This window comes from Spirosoma migulaei (assembly GCF_054776855.1).
Map to the genome: position 1 here is coordinate 24,404 of NZ_BAAHBG010000006.1, position 17,329 is coordinate 41,732.

At 45.1% G+C, this 17,329-nt stretch carries 20 protein-coding genes; 11 read left to right on the forward strand and 9 right to left on the reverse strand.

Annotation, left to right across the window (positions count from 1 at the left end):
• Positions 1-140 precede the first annotated feature (140 nt).
• The 3 genes from ACYVGO_RS08255 to uvrA form a co-directional block, all read right to left on the reverse strand.
• Positions 141-1,388, reverse strand: coding sequence for a metal-dependent hydrolase family protein (locus tag ACYVGO_RS08255; RefSeq protein ID WP_460968864.1), 1,248 nt, complete (start codon positions 1,386-1,388; stop codon positions 141-143).
• Between the two features lie 122 nt (positions 1,389-1,510).
• Positions 1,511-1,915, reverse strand: a complete 405-nt coding sequence (locus tag ACYVGO_RS08260) for a hypothetical protein (protein ID WP_460968865.1) — start codon at positions 1,913-1,915, stop codon at positions 1,511-1,513.
• A 48-nt stretch (positions 1,916-1,963) separates the two neighbouring features.
• Positions 1,964-4,852: an excinuclease ABC subunit UvrA gene (uvrA, locus tag ACYVGO_RS08265; RefSeq protein ID WP_460968866.1), complete on the reverse strand. Its 2,889-nt coding sequence runs from the start codon at positions 4,850-4,852 to the stop codon at positions 1,964-1,966.
• A gap of 114 nt (positions 4,853-4,966) precedes the next feature.
• Here uvrA and ACYVGO_RS08270 point away from each other — a divergent pair, with 114 nt between their 5' ends.
• From ACYVGO_RS08270 to ACYVGO_RS08305, 8 genes are all read left to right on the forward strand, one after another.
• Positions 4,967-5,203, forward strand: coding sequence for a DUF2281 domain-containing protein (locus ACYVGO_RS08270; protein ID WP_142776235.1), 237 nt, complete (start codon positions 4,967-4,969; stop codon positions 5,201-5,203).
• 5 nt (positions 5,204-5,208) lie between these two features.
• Positions 5,209-5,607, forward strand: a complete 399-nt coding sequence (locus ACYVGO_RS08275; protein WP_460968867.1) for a type II toxin-antitoxin system VapC family toxin — start codon at positions 5,209-5,211, stop codon at positions 5,605-5,607.
• 175 nt (positions 5,608-5,782) lie between these two features.
• Positions 5,783-6,094, forward strand: coding sequence for a very short patch repair endonuclease (locus tag ACYVGO_RS08280; protein ID WP_460969053.1), 312 nt, complete (start codon positions 5,783-5,785; stop codon positions 6,092-6,094).
• Positions 6,095-6,127: 33 nt separating this feature from the next.
• Entirely contained in the window at positions 6,128-7,312 is a 1,185-nt protein-coding gene (locus ACYVGO_RS08285) for an HNH endonuclease (protein ID WP_460968868.1), read from the forward strand.
• Entirely contained in the window at positions 7,309-7,635 is a 327-nt protein-coding gene (locus ACYVGO_RS08290; RefSeq protein ID WP_460968869.1) for a hypothetical protein, read from the forward strand. The genes ACYVGO_RS08285 and ACYVGO_RS08290 overlap by 4 nt, the downstream gene beginning before the upstream one ends.
• Positions 7,636-7,905: 270 nt before the next feature.
• The gene (locus ACYVGO_RS08295; protein WP_460968870.1) at positions 7,906-8,955 is read left to right on the forward strand and encodes a ribonucleotide-diphosphate reductase subunit beta; all 1,050 of its coding nucleotides are present in this window, start codon (positions 7,906-7,908) and stop codon (positions 8,953-8,955) included.
• Positions 8,956-9,360, forward strand: coding sequence for a hypothetical protein (locus tag ACYVGO_RS08300; protein ID WP_460968871.1), 405 nt, complete (start codon positions 8,956-8,958; stop codon positions 9,358-9,360).
• Between the two features lie 150 nt (positions 9,361-9,510).
• Positions 9,511-10,188 (forward strand): class I SAM-dependent methyltransferase, encoded by a 678-nt coding sequence (locus ACYVGO_RS08305; RefSeq protein WP_460968872.1) that lies wholly within the window; start codon positions 9,511-9,513, stop codon positions 10,186-10,188.
• A gap of 97 nt (positions 10,189-10,285) precedes the next feature.
• Here the strand turns inward: ACYVGO_RS08305 and ACYVGO_RS08310 are convergent, their stop codons facing one another.
• The 5 genes from ACYVGO_RS08310 to ACYVGO_RS08330 form a co-directional block, all read right to left on the reverse strand.
• Positions 10,286-10,627 (reverse strand): FkbM family methyltransferase, encoded by a 342-nt coding sequence (locus ACYVGO_RS08310; RefSeq protein WP_460968873.1) that lies wholly within the window; start codon positions 10,625-10,627, stop codon positions 10,286-10,288.
• A 41-nt stretch (positions 10,628-10,668) separates the two neighbouring features.
• Positions 10,669-11,121: an FkbM family methyltransferase gene (locus ACYVGO_RS08315; protein ID WP_460968874.1), complete on the reverse strand. Its 453-nt coding sequence runs from the start codon at positions 11,119-11,121 to the stop codon at positions 10,669-10,671.
• Positions 11,122-11,208: 87 nt separating this feature from the next.
• Positions 11,209-12,144 (reverse strand): glycosyltransferase family 2 protein, encoded by a 936-nt coding sequence (locus tag ACYVGO_RS08320; protein WP_460968875.1) that lies wholly within the window; start codon positions 12,142-12,144, stop codon positions 11,209-11,211.
• 97 nt (positions 12,145-12,241) lie between these two features.
• Positions 12,242-12,697 carry a regulatory protein RecX gene (locus tag ACYVGO_RS08325; RefSeq protein ID WP_460968876.1) on the reverse strand — a complete coding sequence of 152 codons (456 nt, stop codon included), beginning with the start codon at positions 12,695-12,697 and terminating at the stop codon, positions 12,242-12,244.
• 85 nt (positions 12,698-12,782) lie between these two features.
• Complete coding sequence (locus ACYVGO_RS08330; protein ID WP_460968877.1) at positions 12,783-13,781, reverse strand: nucleoside hydrolase; 999 nt, start codon at positions 13,779-13,781, stop codon at positions 12,783-12,785.
• A gap of 139 nt (positions 13,782-13,920) precedes the next feature.
• Between ACYVGO_RS08330 and ACYVGO_RS08335 the strand changes: the two genes are divergently transcribed.
• The 3 genes from ACYVGO_RS08335 to ACYVGO_RS08345 all read left to right on the forward strand — a co-directional run bounded on the left by ACYVGO_RS08335 (position 13,921) and on the right by ACYVGO_RS08345 (position 16,713).
• Positions 13,921-15,093, forward strand: coding sequence for a glutathionylspermidine synthase family protein (locus ACYVGO_RS08335; protein WP_460968878.1), 1,173 nt, complete (start codon positions 13,921-13,923; stop codon positions 15,091-15,093).
• Between the two features lie 76 nt (positions 15,094-15,169).
• On the forward strand, positions 15,170-15,517 hold the full coding sequence (locus ACYVGO_RS08340; protein ID WP_142776246.1) for a DoxX family protein: 348 nt from the start codon (positions 15,170-15,172) through the stop codon (positions 15,515-15,517).
• Positions 15,518-16,020: 503 nt separating this feature from the next.
• Positions 16,021-16,713, forward strand: a complete 693-nt coding sequence (locus ACYVGO_RS08345; protein WP_460968879.1) for a TetR/AcrR family transcriptional regulator — start codon at positions 16,021-16,023, stop codon at positions 16,711-16,713.
• 114 nt (positions 16,714-16,827) lie between these two features.
• On the opposite strand, the gene ACYVGO_RS08350 is transcribed toward ACYVGO_RS08345, so the two are convergent.
• Complete coding sequence (locus ACYVGO_RS08350) at positions 16,828-17,277, reverse strand: hypothetical protein (protein WP_460968880.1); 450 nt, start codon at positions 17,275-17,277, stop codon at positions 16,828-16,830.
• Positions 17,278-17,329 lie beyond the last annotated feature (52 nt).

Sequence of the window (17,329 nt, forward strand, 5' to 3'; positions counted from 1 at the left end):
TCAACGTAGTCCAAACGCCGTAACCAAACTGTCCGGGCGAAATTAGCCCAAAAATCTAAACGACAGATGAAATTGTTGTAAAAAAGCCATGTTACGTTTGTATTAAGCTGTAACATGGCCTCTCAGGGTACAATTTCTCCTTATCGTTTGTAAAAAACGCCCCCTTTCAGCACCGCCCGAACCCGATATAAATCAGCGATTGTTTTTGAGGGATCACCTTCTACTGCCACCAAATCAGCCAGTAAGCCGGGTCGAACGCGTCCCCGGTCGGCCAGGTGAAAAACGTCGGCGTTTACCGACGTAGCCGAACGCAACACATCAATAGGTTTCATGCCATAATCTACCATCATAATCAGCTCACGCGCATTATCGCCGTGACTGAACACGCCTACATCGCCACCAGCGCAGATTGTTACGCCGGCATCCAGTGCCTGTTTAAACGTCACACGCTTTTGTTTGATTCGTTCCGGTTCGGGGTCCTGCCCTTTTTTCCAGCCTCGATATTGGCTCACGGCATCACCCGCAGCCAGTGTTGGACAGAGAGCCGTGCCGTGTTGCTTCATAAGCGCGAAGATTTCGGGAGTTCCGGCATCGCCATGTTCGATCGTTTCACACCCCCCCAAAATAGCCCGGCGCATTCCCTCGGCGGTACCCGCATGCGCAACGACTGCCCGGCCACTACTTTTAGCAACTTCAACAATGAGTTTAATTTCGTCAATGGTGTAGGTTGGGCGCGCTTCGGCCATTAAGCCCCAGCGGTAATCGGCGTAGATTTTTATAGCATCGGCACCTTTACCGATCTGCCGACGAACGGCCAGAATGAGCGCATCATGACCATCGGCCTCTTCAGCGCCCTGTGGTACATCAATGTCTGGACTAAATCCTTTAGGGGCATAACTCCCAGTGGCAATGAGCGCCTTCGTGACAACAATCATGCGAGGGCCTGGAATAATGCCTTTATTGATCGCCTGCTTTAAGCCTACATCATCATAATCTGCCCCTTCGGTACCAAGATCACGTACGGTTGTAAAGCCTGCTAACAGCGTTTTCTGCGCATGAACGGTTGCCCTTGCTACCCGTAGCGAGCGAGCTTCTTTCAACACCTGATCATCCCAGGGCGTTTCATTATAGGGATGTAATAATAGATGCGAGTGCCCTTCAATCAGACCGGGAGTTAGCGTTGTTCCTTTCAGGTCAATGACTTCAGCGCCAGTTGCCGATACAGAAGATGCAGGACCAGCTGTTTCAATTTTGTCCTCTTTTACACGTACCACCCAGCCCTCATGCATGGTTTCGCCATCGAAGACGCGGTCGGGTTTAAGAAGATAGGTCGATTGCGCAAAAAGTGATACGGGGAGACAGATTAAGAAGAGATATAGTTTGTTCATGAGGAAGTGAGTGAGCAATCTCAAAAATACGCAAAAAGAGCCTCAATTGGCTCTTTTTGTGTTGTCAGATGCTTACATCTGACAACACACTACGGTTGGATATCCAATCAATAACTGATAGGTCAGCTACGCTTGTTTGAAATCACATCCCACACACCTTTCCCAAAAACCAACACCACTAACGCCGGGAGCAAAATAGCCCCTGCCCGGAAACCAGCGCCCGTAAGCTTATAAATGCCTGTATTGTACTGAGAAAAACTCTGAAATAAGTAATAAACAGACCCCGCCAGTAGTGCAATAGTAATACCGATCGCTACTGGCTGACTCAACCGACCAACTAACCAGGTTATCAAGATAGACACACTAATTACTATTGAAACGGTTCCTAGAGCTTTAGGGAACGTTTCAATAGCGCTGTAATCAAAAAAGAACACCCCAGCCTGACCAATCAGATTGGGGTGTGCCAATAGCCAGCCGTCCAGAACGACGAGCACAAAGAGCAAAATGTAGAAGAATGGGTTACGCATAAAACTGATTTTTTCAGGTTGTTTCAAAACCAACGATGATAAAAGCGTTTACGTGTTTTGCCCTGCCAACTCCATCTTCAGAAACTTGCCGGTATAGCTTCCTTTCACCTCGGCCACCTTTTCGGGTGAGCCTTCGGCGATGATGTAGCCGCCTTTGTTACCACCTTCCGGACCCAAGTCGATGAGGTGGTCGGAGACTTTGATCACGTCTAAGTTGTGCTCGATAATCAAGACCGTATTTCCTTTATCGGCGAGTTTATTTAATACGTCGAGCAAGTGGGCAATGTCCTGAAAATGCAGCCCCGTGGTTGGTTCGTCGAGGATATAGAGCGTTTTACCGGTGTCTTTTTTGGATAGTTCTTCCGCAAGTTTTACCCGTTGTGCCTCGCCACCCGATAGCGTTGTGGCATGCTGACCGAGGGTGATGTAACCTAACCCTACATCGTTCAGTGTAGTAACTTTCCGCAGAATTTTAGGCTGGCTGGCAAAGAAATCCAGTCCTTGCTCAACGGTCATGTCGAGCACATCCGCAATGGATTTTCCTTTGAAACGAACCTCCAGCGTTTCGCGATTGAAGCGTTTGCCTTTGCAGGTTTCGCACATCACGTGAACATCGGGAAGAAATTCCATTTCGATCTTCTTCATGCCCGCGCCCTCGCAATCTTCGCACCGACCACCTTTCACGTTGAACGAGAACCGACCAGGTTTGTAACCGCGAATTTTAGCTTCGGGCAGTTCGGCAAACAGGGTTCTGATTTCCGAGAACATACCCGTGTAGGTAGCCGGATTCGAGCGGGGTGTACGCCCAATTGGCGACTGATCGACCTCAATCACTTTGTCCAGGTACTCCAGCCCTTCCACCGTTTTGAATGGTAGCGGCTCTCGTTTCGATTTATAAAAATGGCGATTCAGGACTGGAAACAGCGTTTCGTGAATCAGCGATGATTTACCGCTTCCCGACACGCCCGTAATGGTCACCATCCGACCAAGCGGCAATTTCAGCGTTACGTTTTTCAGGTTATGGCCCGTCGCATTCTTGATGATTAGAAATTTACCGTTGCCTTTTCGTCGTTCGGCTGGCACCTCAATAGCGCGTCGGCCGCTTAGGTAATCGGCGGTGGTACTGCTACCAGCCACCCCGGCATATTGGTTTTTCAGAAATTCCTCGGGTGTTCCCTGATTCACCACCTGTCCACCATGCCGGCCAGCGCCGGGACCGATGTCGAGAATAAAGTCTGATTCGAGCATCATGTCTTTATCATGCTCCACAACCAGAACCGTATTCCCCAAATCGCGCAGATTTTTTAGCGAGTCAATCAGTTTCACGTTATCGCGCTGGTGCAGACCGATACTCGGCTCATCCATGATGTAGAGCACACCCACCAATTGTGTTCCGATTTGCGTGGCCAGTCGGATACGCTGCGCTTCACCACCCGATAAGGTCCGGAGCGGACGATCGAGCGTTAGGTAATCAAGACCAATGTCGAGCAGGAAGCCGATACGCTTGCGAATTTCCTTCAGAATTTCTTTCGCAATGACTTTCTGTCGATCAGTCAGACGACTTTCTACGCCCGTAAACCATTCCGTTAACTCCGAAATGTCCATGCGAGCCAGTTCAGAAATATTCTTCTGGTCGATTTTGAAATAGAGCGATTCTTTTTTCAGTCGTGCACCCTGGCATTCCGGGCAGGATTTAATGACCATAAAATCCTTGAGCCACTCCTGAATTTTATCCGTGCTGTTTTCCTGCTGCCGTTTCAGGAAGTTAACAATCCCCTCGAATTTAAAGCTGTAATAATCCTCCCCAACGTATTTTTTCGACGGCACGGTTGCTTCTTCCTCTGTACCATACATCAGCGCATGGAGCAGATCTTCGGGAAACTTGACAACGGGTGTGGTCAGGTTAAGCTTGTATTTCTTCAGGATCGCTTCGATCTCCTTGAAAATCCATAATTCGCGGTATTCGCCCAGGGGAGCAATAGCACCCCGGCTAATACTCAGCGACTTATCCGGGATAACAGATTCTTCCGTGATTTCTTCTACCACCCCTAGACCATTACAAACCGGGCAGGCTCCATAAGGTGAGTTGAACGAAAACGAGTTGGGCGATGGCTCATCGTAGCTGATTCCCGATTCGGGGTCCATCAGATTCTGCGAGAAATAGATCAACTGCCCTTTCCCATCCAGCATCTGCATGGCACCTTTGCCCTGTTTAAGTGCTGTCTGGATCGACTGACTCAATCGATAACGATCGTCCGCTTTCGGGACAAGCCGGTCAATAACGATCTCGATGTCGTGAATTTTGTAGCGATCCAGTTGCATCTTCGGTGCAATATCTTGGACCACGCCATCCACCCGTACTTTGGTGTAGCCAGTTTTAGCTATCTGTACGAACAGTTCGCGATAATGGCCCTTCCGGCTTTTAATAATGGGCGACAGCAGGGTTATTTTCTGTCCGGCATATTGCTCCAGAATGGTGTCAATAATCTGGTCCTGAGATTGACGTTCCATTTTCCGCCCCGTAATGTACGAGAACGCTTCGCCCGCACGAGCGTAGAGCAATCGAAGAAAGTCGTAGATCTCGGTAGTGGTCCCCACCGTTGAGCGGGGGTTTTTGGAGGTTGTCTTTTGCTCAATGGAAATTACCGGACTCAGGCCGTTGATTTTGTCCACATCGGGCCGTTCCATGTCGCCAATAAACGAGCGGGCGTAGGCCGAAAAACTCTCCATGTAGCGCCGTTGTCCCTCCGCATAAATTGTATCGAAGGCCAGCGACGATTTACCGCTTCCGCTAATACCTGTTACAACAACCAGCTTATTGCGAGGGATTGTAACGTCAATATTTTTGAGATTATGTTCACGGGCACCGAGGACCTCAATCTGGTCGTAGCCCGTCAGGTCAATATCAGTTAATTGTGGCTTTTCTTCAGTCGTCACGTTGGATTGGCTTATTCTAAGGAACAACGTAAAACGGGTGGGGGTAGTTTCCGGGAAGACGGCTGGTTTTTGCAACTTGCAAAACTGTTATCTTTACGTAAAAACAGGTTCGCTATGCTAACGGCAGTTAAAGGCACTTTCGGCCACGGTCAAATCATATTACATGAAATACCATCCATTCCAGAAGGAACAGAGGTGATTGTGACGTTTTTAGAGAACGAGACAAAAGAAAAGCCTCAAAAAACTGGTATACACGATAAACAGGGTATTCGCTTCGGCTCGCTAACCGGCAAAGTAAGCGTTCCGGCGGATTTTAATGAGCCACTCGATGACCTTAGCGAATACATGTAGGCATAATGAATGTACTTATTGACACCCAAGTATTGATCTGGATTCAAGAGGATAATCCGTCTATCTCTACGTTGGCCCATGCAGTTCTCACTAATTCGGCAAATCAGATTTACGTATCCCAATTAAGCTTCATTGAGGTAGCCATTAAACTAAAAATCGGTAAGCTGCCTACCTTTCGGATATCTGTAGATGAACTTATTGTTCAAACCAAGCAGGACGGATTCTATATTATTCAGCTGGATAACAGGCATATCGCAACCTACGACCAAATACCACTGTTTGCCGATCACCGCGATCCTTTTGATAGGCTCATTCTAGCCACAGCTTTAGCTGAAAAAATGCCAATTATTTCCGCCGATGAGAAATTTGGACGGTATAAAGATATTGTCGAGGTGATTTGGTAGACCGTATTTTTAACTCCTGTACGTTTTACAATTCCAGCATACTCAGTCAGGACAGAGTGGCTCTAAGACAATAGCGTAGCAACGTTGTTATAGGTACATAAACTCAATGTTTCTCAACCTATGACCGATGTTCACACGCCTGCTCAGCCGGAACGCCGGACCGTGCAGCTATAACATGAGCCGCGTGCGAAGCAAAGACACTAAACCAGAGCTAATCGTCCGTAAGTTTCTTCACGCACAAGGATTTCGGTATCGTCTCCACGATAAAAAGCTCCGCGGCAAACCCGACTTGGTGTTGCCCAAATACAAAACCGTTATTTTCTTGCATGGCTGTTTTTTCCATGGCCATGAAGGTTGTCGCTTTTTCATAGTTCCTAAAACCCGAACGGATTGGTGGCTTGACAAAATCAATGGGAATAAACGCAGAGATGTTCGCATTAAAACAAACTTTTATATACCATTTAGTATAAATAATAAATATATTTGATTGTGATTATATCTTTCTCTATCTCCTCTTTAAATGCATGTTTCTTTCGATTCTATAAAAATAGGCCAAGAATACTCCCGTAAATTTTTAGCAGAGATTTGGAACTATGCAGCCTACCAAGGCCTTGCTCGCGGTGTAGTAACGCCAAAAGGAGATTCAAAAATTATTCTATTTGTTACTGCTGAGAAGCAGGGTTCTCTAGAGCAGTATGCAGACAAATTAGTAGATGAATATTTACATTGGGAAGGGCCAAACGACCATTTTGCAGAAAACCGGATAGTGTATGCTCGATCAAATGGAGAAGAAATTCATTTATTTTTCAGAGCAATTCATCATACTAATTTCATATACTTTGGAAAAATTGAGGTTGTTAGCATAGAGTTAGAATCCCAATATCCAAGCAAATTTGTATTTCATTTAAATGAGTACTACGCTGACACAACTTATAAAACAGTATCTGATCATTGGACACGGAAACAGCTACTTGCTGTTTTCAATTTATACCTAAAGTTACCACCTGGCAAGCTCAATCCCAGTAACAAAGAGGTAATAAATTTTGCCAGTTTAATTGGAAAAAGCGCCAGTTCAGCCGCGATGCGATTAAACAATTTTGCTTTTGTTGATCCTTACAATAAGCAACATGGCACAATTGGCTTACAAGAAGGTTCAATGCAAATACAGTCAATATGGAATGAATTTATAGCTAATCAGGAAGATTTAATCTATGAAAGTGAAAGCATAATCGCTGATTATCAACACAAGACACTAGAAGAAACAAATTCTGATTTTGATTTTCAAGTTTCTGATTTAAAAGGTGAATATAAAATCAGATCTATCAAAACTAGAGTTAATCAGAACGTTTTCCGAAAAATGGTTTTAAAAACATATGCGAACCGATGTGCCATTTCGGGGCTAAACCAACCTGAGTTGTTAATAGCTGGCCATATTGTGCCTTGGTCTATCAATAAAGAAGAAAGATTAAACCCCGAAAATGGCATCTGTCTATCATATCTATATGACCGTGCTTACGAAACTGGATTAATTTGCATTGATACAGATTATAAAGTATTAATTTCGAAACAATTAAAGGAAGAGATTTCGAAAGATTTTTTTCAGCGATTCTTTGGTCATTTTGAGCATCAGTCGATTCTAGTTCCTAAAACGTATCAACCAAAGAAGGAATTTCTAGAATATAGGCTAAACCGCTTTGATAAATGAAATACGGCACCTTAACAAACCTTATTTATGCTGAAGGCAAAACCGTTGAGCCAAAAATTGGCGACGGAGCTACATTACTTCAATGGTCAGACCGCCACGCTTATACAGTTATTGAAGTTAAGAAAAATTATATTCTCGTAACTCGTGATATTGCAGAACGTGTTGATCAAAATTTTGAAAAGGGGCCACAAGAATATAAATACCAACTTGATCCTGATGCTGCACCAGTCCGTGCTAATCTGCGCAAAGACGGAAAATACTACATTGGCGATCAAGTCTTAAAAATAGGCTACCGTCACGAACACTACGATTATTCTTTTTAGCCCCATAGCGTCGCTATGCAGTTCGCAGCATTAAGCTAACTCCCCAACACTATACTATTCCAAGAACTTCAAATAAGGCCAACGGCTTAATCCTCTGACTATCTTACCCTTATAAAATTACATCATTTATCTCATACCAGTTATCTACCCAAACAAACTTGCAGAAGCGGGCAGAAAGCTTAATTTTGTTAATCCGATTTCAATGTATAAGTAGCCGATCCGTTCAATTCGATCGACTGACTTTTACGCATAAAACCGCACGCCGATACTATGGTACAGAATGATGTAATTGAACCGATCTTAGAAGAAGACAAAGGTCGCTTTGTGCTGTTCCCCATCAAGCACTGGGACATTTGGGAATATTATAAAACCCACGAAGCGTCGTTCTGGACCGCCGAAGAGATTGATCTCGGGCAGGATATGAAGGACTGGAACAGCCTCAACGATGGCGAACGGCACTTCATCTCGCACGTACTGGCGTTCTTTGCCGCGTCGGATGGGATTGTCAATGAGAACCTGGCTGTCAATTTTCTGTCGGAGGTGCAGTATGCCGAAGCCAAATGTTTCTATGGCTTTCAGGTGATGATGGAGAACATCCACTCCGAAACCTATTCGCTACTGATCGATACCTATATTAAAGATCCTAACGAAAAGGATCGGTTGCTGAATGCAATCGACACCATTCCCTGCGTCCAGAAAAAAGCCGATTGGGCGTTGCGCTGGATCGACAATGGCTCGTTTGCCGAACGGCTTATTGCCTTTGCCGTTGTCGAGGGTATTTTCTTTTCGGGTTCGTTCTGCTCTATCTACTGGCTCAAAAAGCGCGGCATGATGCCGGGGCTTACGTTCTCGAATGAACTGATCTCACGCGATGAAGGCCTGCACCGCGACTTTGCCTGCATGCTCTACACCGATCACATTGTTAATAAGCTACCAGAGTCGGAGATTTATGACATCATCCGCAATGCCGTCGACATTGAGCAGGAATTTGTAGCCGATGCGCTACCGGTATCGCTCATTGGCATGAACGCCGAGCTGATGAAGCAGTACATTGCCTTTGTGGCCGATCACCTGCTGGTGACGCTTGGCTTGAAGAAAATCTATAACGTAACGAACCCATTCGATTTCATGGACATGATTTCGTTACAAGGCAAGACCAATTTCTTCGAGAAACGGGTGGGCGAATACCAGCGTGGCGAAGTAATGTCCAAGTTTAAAGCGATGAAAGCATCCGCCTTACAGCCACAGGATGCTGAGAATCCAACGCCTGTTGTGGTAGCCGAAGAGCCCAAAGGCATTACGTTTGATGCTGATTTTTAAATGAGTCAAGTACATTGGAATGGCCGACGCTGGGTATTATTACTACTCACCGTCGGCCTTTTAGTCGTATCAGTAGGACTGTTCAATTTCTACCGACAGGTTGAGCAGATTAAACGAACCGGGCAGGCAATCCAGGTTCAGGTAATTGGCAAAGAGCGCGGTGGAGGCAAAAACCCGAATAAGGTGATTGCTTTAGTTGGCAAACAACCAGTCCGTATAAGCACGCGTAGTAAATCGTTTTTCAGGAGTAGTGCAGTTGGCCAGGTGGTAACTGTACTAAAGCGCCCCGATAGTGATCTATATGTGCCTCCAGGTGAGCCAATAACGTTCAGTCTTGTTATGATGGTAGTCATATGGGGCGTAGTGATTATGTTGCTGTACCAGATTTTTACGAAAAAACTCTAACAGAGTAGCCAGATTCAGGCCTGTTGGTCAGAAACTACCTTCTTTTTAGGTATAACTACTCCGTTTATTAGAAAAGTCCCGGTTCTGAGCCGGGACTTTTCTAATTTTAGACAATATCTCCTCCTTTATACCACTACTCTTACTTTCCGAATGAATCGACTAGACGTTATCCAGGCCCTGATGCGCCAGAAAGGTCTCAAGAATTACCTCGAAATTGGGGTTGAGAACGGTCATATTTTCTTTCGCATCAAGAGCTCCTTTAAAGTTGCTGTCGACCCGAAGTTTATTTTCGATGCCAGTCGCCGATTCGGGAAGGCCATCCTTAACCCGTATAATCTGACCAATAAGTATTTCGAGAAAACGAGTGATGATTTCTTTGCGCAGGATGCCCAACAGGTTTTCGCGGGCATAAAGCTTCAGCTAGCGCTGGTTGATGGCATGCACGAGTATCTGTTTGCCCTTCGCGATGTAGAAAATACACTTACTTACATGGGCGATGATGGTGTGATTATTATGCACGACTGCAATCCGCAAACGGCTGGCGCGGCCGGGCGATTTGAGGATTGGGAAGTGGGCGAGTGGAATGGTGACGTCTGGAAAACGATTATTCACCTTCGTAGTCAGCGTCCCGACCTGAACATATTTGTGCTCGACTGCGACCAGGGCCTTGGGATTGTGACCCGAAGAAAGCCAGAATCAAAGCTAGATTTTACGCCTGCTCAAATACAGTCCTTAACCTACGACGATTTGGTCAAGGACCGTAAAAAGTTGCTTAACCTAAAACCAGCTGACTATTTCTACGAGTATTTTGGCTTGAAAGCACAGTAAGTTAATAAACACAGAGCCACAGAGGACACAAAATTTTTGACGTTAAGTTTACCTTCTTTGTGTCCTCTGTGGCTCTGTGTTCATTAAATCTGTCTGATTATTTCTTACTGTTTGGAATAGCGTAAAAATTGAAGTTCTTCCAACGATTCATATCATGCGGACTGAGTTGGATGATCTCGGTGTTCTCATCAAAATCACCGAAATAATAGAGCGTGTACTCATGGTCGGCCACGATCTGGTACAGTTCGAAACGCTCATCTAGTGTCGCTTCACTAAAACACTCAGCAATTAAGGTTGGCTTATATTGATCGATAAGCGATGAGATCGACCGCAGCACGTCTTTATCATGGCCTTCAACGTCTACTTTGATAAGCGACAGTTTAGGCAGATACGCTTTATAGTTCTCATTTAGGTATTTACTCAGATTAATACCCTTCACCTTTTCAGGAAGCTTGAACTTACCGTGTGTATCGGCTTCACTTACGCTGGCCGATACCCCCCATTACCGAACGACGCTTCGGATGAGGAATAGAAAAATTCGCCTTCTTCCTCCGTAATGGCATAGCGCAACGGCACAATATGAGCGCTTCCTTTATTCAATCCAGCATTGGCTTCCAGGATCTCATACGTCATGGGATTGGGCTCAAAACCAAGCGTTAAGCCTTCTTTTCCAACAGCAATAGCCATTGGTACGGTCGTATCGCCAATGTTAGCCCCTACATCAATACTAAAACTCCCCGGTGTAGCAAACCGACGAAAAAAATTGATTTCAGATTGCGTAATTGTTTTGGGGGGAATCAGTGGATTTTTCCAGTTGGCAAACTGAACAGTACCTTCCTTTGCCAATTGAAATGAGTCTACCTCATACGGATATTTAGCTGTAACCCGTCGTGCCTTTTTTCGGGCAAATGATTCTTTTAGATACTTGAACATGCTATGATGTGTTTTCGGCCACAAAGTTAGCCTGTAACTTCCAAAGCGGCTCAATCTAGTACGAAACCTATTTGTAGTTAACCAATTTTAAGAAGCTCTGTTATCCGAGCGGATGGTTTGTCGATACCGCAGGCTTTCGCGCATAGGGCTACCACGTCCAATAAACCAGGCTAGTTGACCATAAATCGGGTCCCGGCGAAATTTCCGGCCATTCTTGATAAAATAATAGGCCCGGAATAAAGCGCGCGCTGGCCAGGAATGGTATTTTCGAAAGTAATGAAAGAGTGAAATGTAATACTCTTTATCAACGTCGTAGTTGCGGGCGGTACTCTGGCCCGTAAAGTGAACGTACTCAGCCTCAGGCACCAAATACGCACTAAAACCCGCTAACTGTAGCCGTTTGGCTAAATCTTCTTCTTCAACGTACAGGAAATGAGCAACATCAAAACCGCCAATCTGATTAAAGGCAGATGCCCGTAAAAACAGGGTACTACCCATTACAAACGGCACACGCACTGGTTCTGTATACACCTGCCGGGTAGATGGGTAAATGGAGGGATTGAGTGCTCGCACAAAGCTATGGCCAAGGAGTTTGCTGCCAAGCGTAGGGAGATATCCAAACGTTATTTGCCAGGAACCATCACCAGCAAACATTTGTGCCCCGCATAGACCCGCGTCAGGAGTTATCTCCATAAATGCGGTAAGTTGGCTGCATACGTCTGTACGTACTACGCAATCGTTGTTCAGGAAATAATAGTAATCAGCCTGGGGATCGGCGAATTGTACACCCAGCATATTCCCCCCCGAAAAGCCAAGGTTAATCCGGCTACGAATGAGTTGAACCCTGGGTTGATCTGCAATTGGTTTCAGTGCTTCGTAATCCGCATTTTTTGAGTCATTATCAACAATAATTACCTCATAATCAACCCCTTTTGTCTTCTCAATTAGTGAATTAACACAGTTGTAGGTAAACTGGTGAGAGTTGTAGTTGATAAGAATAATGGAAACTTTTCGCGGATTCATGCGCACAAAGAACCGAGAATTGTGTGGCGAAAACAACAGTAACACCGTAGGAGGGCCGCCCTCACTCAATCTTTACGAGAACGGCTTTCCAGCCACGCTACTCGTTTCCCAGCACCGTAAAAATTAAATCGGTTTCGTAGCCTTTACTTAGGGCATAGCGAACAAGCTTTTGTTTAATGACCAATGGATTATCATCCCGGAGGCTCTGCCGCTTTTTGGTTAGCAATTCTTTAAGTGTATCCTGATAATCATCAGGAGCGATCTCCTTCATAGCCTGATCGAGGTTATAGCCCGAAATACCACGCTGTTGCAGATGCTGTTTGATCTTACGTCGGCCCCAACCTTTTACCCGAAATTTCCCTCCGGCAAAAGATTTGGCAAATCGCTCTTCGTTCAGGTAGTTTTGCTGGATCAGTTCAGCGATGACCTCCTCGGCATCGTCGCCCAAAACGCCCCAGTCTTTCAGTCGTTCGCGAACTTCCTGTTGCGTGCGTTCCTGATACGCACAAAACATTGCGGCCTTACGAAGCGCATCTTTTAGTAAATCTGTCATGTTACGTGCCGGTATGCAGTAATCTGTTACTTGGCTATCGAAAAGCCTTTTCTACCGATAACCAAGTAATAGACTAACTAATTTACTACTTCCTGGGTTGATGTTGCATTAACTTATTTATTAACGCTTCCACCTCCAAAGCAGGCAGCTTTTCTACTAAATACTGGTGCCCTTTACCGGCATCGTCCCATCCGTTTGAGCCGTCGTCGTTCATTGTTAGTCGACCGGATTTAACGGTGTAATAAGGCGCGTAGCCCAGTACACCAACCAGTACGGCGGTTTGGTCCCAACTCATACGTCCGTTTTTATCTTCTGCCGCTTTAGGCAATGAAATGGTAAACACGTCTTTTATTGGACTATGATGAATAGACGCATTTTGAGTGAGGGGTAAGCCCGAGTGAATTTTCTGGCCAATTTCAAACCCACTCATCAAAATGGGCGTTGGCCAGTCGGCAAAGACGATTTTTGACGACTTTGTATCTCTAAATACATTGTATTCCCGACCACTCGGAAACTTTCCTGCCATACTCACCAGATTCTTTACCTTCAGAGCCACTAATTCTTTGCCCGATAGCTTTGAGTAGGTATCCGGTTTAGAGGCCATCAGATTTGCCAAATTGGTAACGAAGCCAACCGTAATGATTGTTACGCTATGATCAGGCTGCTTAGACAAAATTTGCCGATACAATGCAATGGCATCAGGCACTTCGTCATTTGATTGAATATGATGCGGATATCGGGCTACGATCGTATCAGACCAGTGCTGCGTGTCTTTATCGCTCACAGCCTCCCCTTTCGGTACGCCAATAGGGATATTCGGACGTTTAAAGTACGTATTCAGGACGCTGAGCACCTGCGTTACTTTCGGGTAATTAGTACTGGCAATGGTTGCCAGAATGTTTGCCTGCCCTTCATCGGCAAAGGCGTGGAGCAGGGTGATGGCCCCAACATCGTCGTAATCGGGGCCCATATCGGTGTCGAAAATGACGGGGACGGCGGCTTGCTTTCTAGCCGACTGTCCAGAAACCGGACCGACTGTCAGGGCCAGTAACACACTAATTGAAAATAAGGCAATTCGGATCATAGGAATAAGCGAGATTTACAGCACGATACTGCAAGGAATAATAAGCGATTTTCTAATTGGATTCTTGCCTTGCCTTGCAGTACGAATTACGAATTGTTTTCGTAAGAATCGTAATTCGTACTCTGTAAATCTCGAAAACATGATTTCTCTCCAAAAACTCGCCACTCCACCCGATACTCAACTTCGCAATCTGGGCTGGGACTGGATGCTCGGCCAGGATACCCTACCTTATTTGGCCAACGAGGTGGTAGTCATTCAGCCCGCAGAAGCCGATGCTTATTATGAAGCGGCCAATGAACTATTTGATATGTTTGTGGCAGCTGGTCAGCACATAATTGATAAAAATCGATTTGCCGAAATGGGAATTCCGGCAAATCTGGTTGAACTTATCAAGCTCTCGTGGGAGGATGATCGGCATATTCATCTCTACGGCCGTTTCGATCTGGCTGGCGGAATTGATGGAAAAGGGATTAAACTCATTGAATTCAACGCCGATACCGCTACGTGCTTACCCGAAACAGCCGTTGTGCAATATGCCCACCTTAAAGCCAATGGGTTCGACGAAAACCTACAGTTTAATGCGGTATTTGAAACGCTAACGGGTCAATTTGAGGAACTTCTGGCGATGAACCCTGACCTGCAACCTACGTTGCTATTATCGGCCATGCGAGGCTTTCCGGAAGACGATGCCAACGTAGCCCTCATTGGCGAAGCAGCACGCGAAGCGGGTTTTGATATTGAGTTCGATTTCGTAGAGAACGTCGATTTCTCGGCGGAGGAAGGCATTTTCTGGCAAAATCCCAAAAACGGCCAATTCGAGAAATTAGACTTCTGGTTTAAGTTGGTCCCTTGGGAATCCATTGCCGAAGATGAACCTGAACTGGTTAAACTACTCACTGAAATTGTTAGAAAAAGGCTGGCGGTTGTATTAAATCCGGCCTACACGTTACTCTTCCAATCGAAATACATATTAAAAATACTCTGGGAGCTTTATCCGTATCACCCCCTACTTCTCGAAACCAGCACCCGCCCCCTTCCCGGTAAAGAGTGTGTTGAGAAGGTCTTATTCGGTCGGGAAGGCGCTAACGTTCGGATATTGAACGTAGACGGCAGCGAACAGCAGGCTGTGGAAGGAGATTACGGAGATTATCCAAAAATATACCAACAGTATGTTGAGTTCCCTCAAGATTCAGCCGGTTACACCTATCAGGCGGGTGTTTTTTACGCGGGCGAAGCCTGCGGATTGGGTTTCCGGCGTGGTGGCCTCATTCTGGACAATAGCGCGGGGTTTGTAGGGCACATGATCAAGTGAGTTTGATCCTACCAGTTCATCGTTATATTATTGGGGCCTACCTAATTCGTTACTCTATCCAAACACCCCACCCCACATGTCTTATTTATTACTTTGGCTTCAAGCCTTAATTTACATTGCCGGGGGGGTGAATCATTTCATTAATCCGAAAAGTTACTTAGCCATAATGCCGCCTTATATTCCAGCGCATAGCCTGATGGTAACGCTGAGTGGTATAGCCGAACTAATTTTAGGGATTGGCTTATTGTTTCCAGCTACTCGTTCGCTGTCGGCCTGGGGTATCATGCTGTTACTGATTGCCATATTTCCGGCCAACGTTTATATGGCTACGTCGAACCGCTTCCGTAAATTCCCGGCCTGGCTACGATGGGCTAGATTGCCCCTACAAGGTCTTCTGATTTGGTGGGCTTATCAGTATACATAAACGCGTCATTTTTTACATACTGAACACAAATAGCCGATTCTTTCATCAAACTACGCTGCCCGCCCAAATAGTAAAAAGGTAGGCGTTTTTTTACTATTTGGGCGGGCAGCGTAGTTGTGTTTAAAATCTACGCGTCTGCATAGTTAAGTTTCCACAAAAAAAGTTTACAAGTTACATCGTGGTCCAAGCATTTTTTATAATTATTAATTTTTGCATTTTTTCGATAAATTCAGATTGAAAATTATTGCCCTAAATGATGATAAAAGTTATTGAAGAACTAAAAAATAGCCCTTAGTCAACTCAAAATGCGTTTTTGGCGACTATAACTCGCCCTTCACCCCAACTGGTAGTACAATCGAATTATTTAACTAATTATATTCTTAAATACCCTGATCGACGTTAGTATATACCCATCAATATTAATTGACTGACAGATAATAGTTTACTAAAGTGACTTTCATTGTAGATTATAGTCAAAGGGGGTGACATATATGTGAATTGTAATGAATGCTATTATTATGGAGAAAGATGAGAAAATCAGGCGTAATCGCTCGAAAACCACTCAGCGTATTGTTGAAGCGCTAGAAGATGTAATAGCAGAGCGCGGTTTAGAGGGTGTCGGTGTAAACCGGGTCGCCGAAAAAGCTAATGTCAGTAAAGTATTGATTTATAGGTATTTTGGTGGCATGGAAGGCTTATTAGAATACTATGTAAAGATGGGAAAATTATTCCCTGTTTTTACCCCCGCCGTATTAGATCAAATTCGCCCATTACATGAATCAGACGTTGCCCGTATTTGGTATCGTCAGGTTATTCAAACCTACCGTTATTTCCGTACGTTCAAAGCAGCACGCGAAGTTCTGAAGGCAAGTGTCATTGAGAATGACTCGATTGCCGAAACGACAGCGCGGGCACAGGATGAAGAAATGACACGATTGGTCAGTCAGTTATCATTTGTAAAAGGTGCTGATACGCAAGCCATTTCGGCCGTTGTGCTTGGGGCTATGACGTATTTGACAATTATGGCTCAAAACGACCGTACCATGATTAGTATTGATCTACGAAGCGAGGAAGGTTGGGAACGTATTGAAAATGCGGTAAAAGCCATTTATATCGCCTTAAATAAAATGGCCGTTGGGTCAAAGGATGTTGAACTGGAACTTCAGTCAGCTCATCTACCCGTTGCCCAGTGGTAAAATATAGTAAGTAGTTTCAAAGGCCAGGATAGCATGTTGCTTATCCTGGTCTTTGATTTTATATTGAATCTGCATGGTCTTCAATTGTGGACCAACTCCTTTAATTGTCAGAGATTACCATTTTTTCGGGAGTTTCGTTTTGAGCTGTATAATGCCACTATCTGTACTATCCAGTCCTCCAAATCCATTCAATACAGCCTGTAACATGCCCCCTGCACCTGTTGCAACATAAGGATTCGTTTCACTAGTCGTCTCTGATAAAACTCCGAAAGAAGGCACTTCATTTGGTTTATAGCTCTTCACAAACCAGTCGTAGGCTTTATCTGATTCGCCAAGTCGGGCATGCAATGTTGACAATACCGACCAGCCCATAGCCGGGCCTTCGGGCGAATAGCGAGACTCATAATACGCTAAATCCTTTTTAACGCCCGCTTCATCTTTTACAATCGTAAGTGGATAAACCAGTAGATTTACACCAGCCTGCTTGATCATAACCCCGTCGTAAGTACGATTTTCTTTCGTTACACCATCCGGAAATTTTAGTATCGGACTATTGTCTGCCATAAGCTTCCAGTCGGGGTTAGCCCCTATACCCAGTTCCTGAGCCGCTTGGATG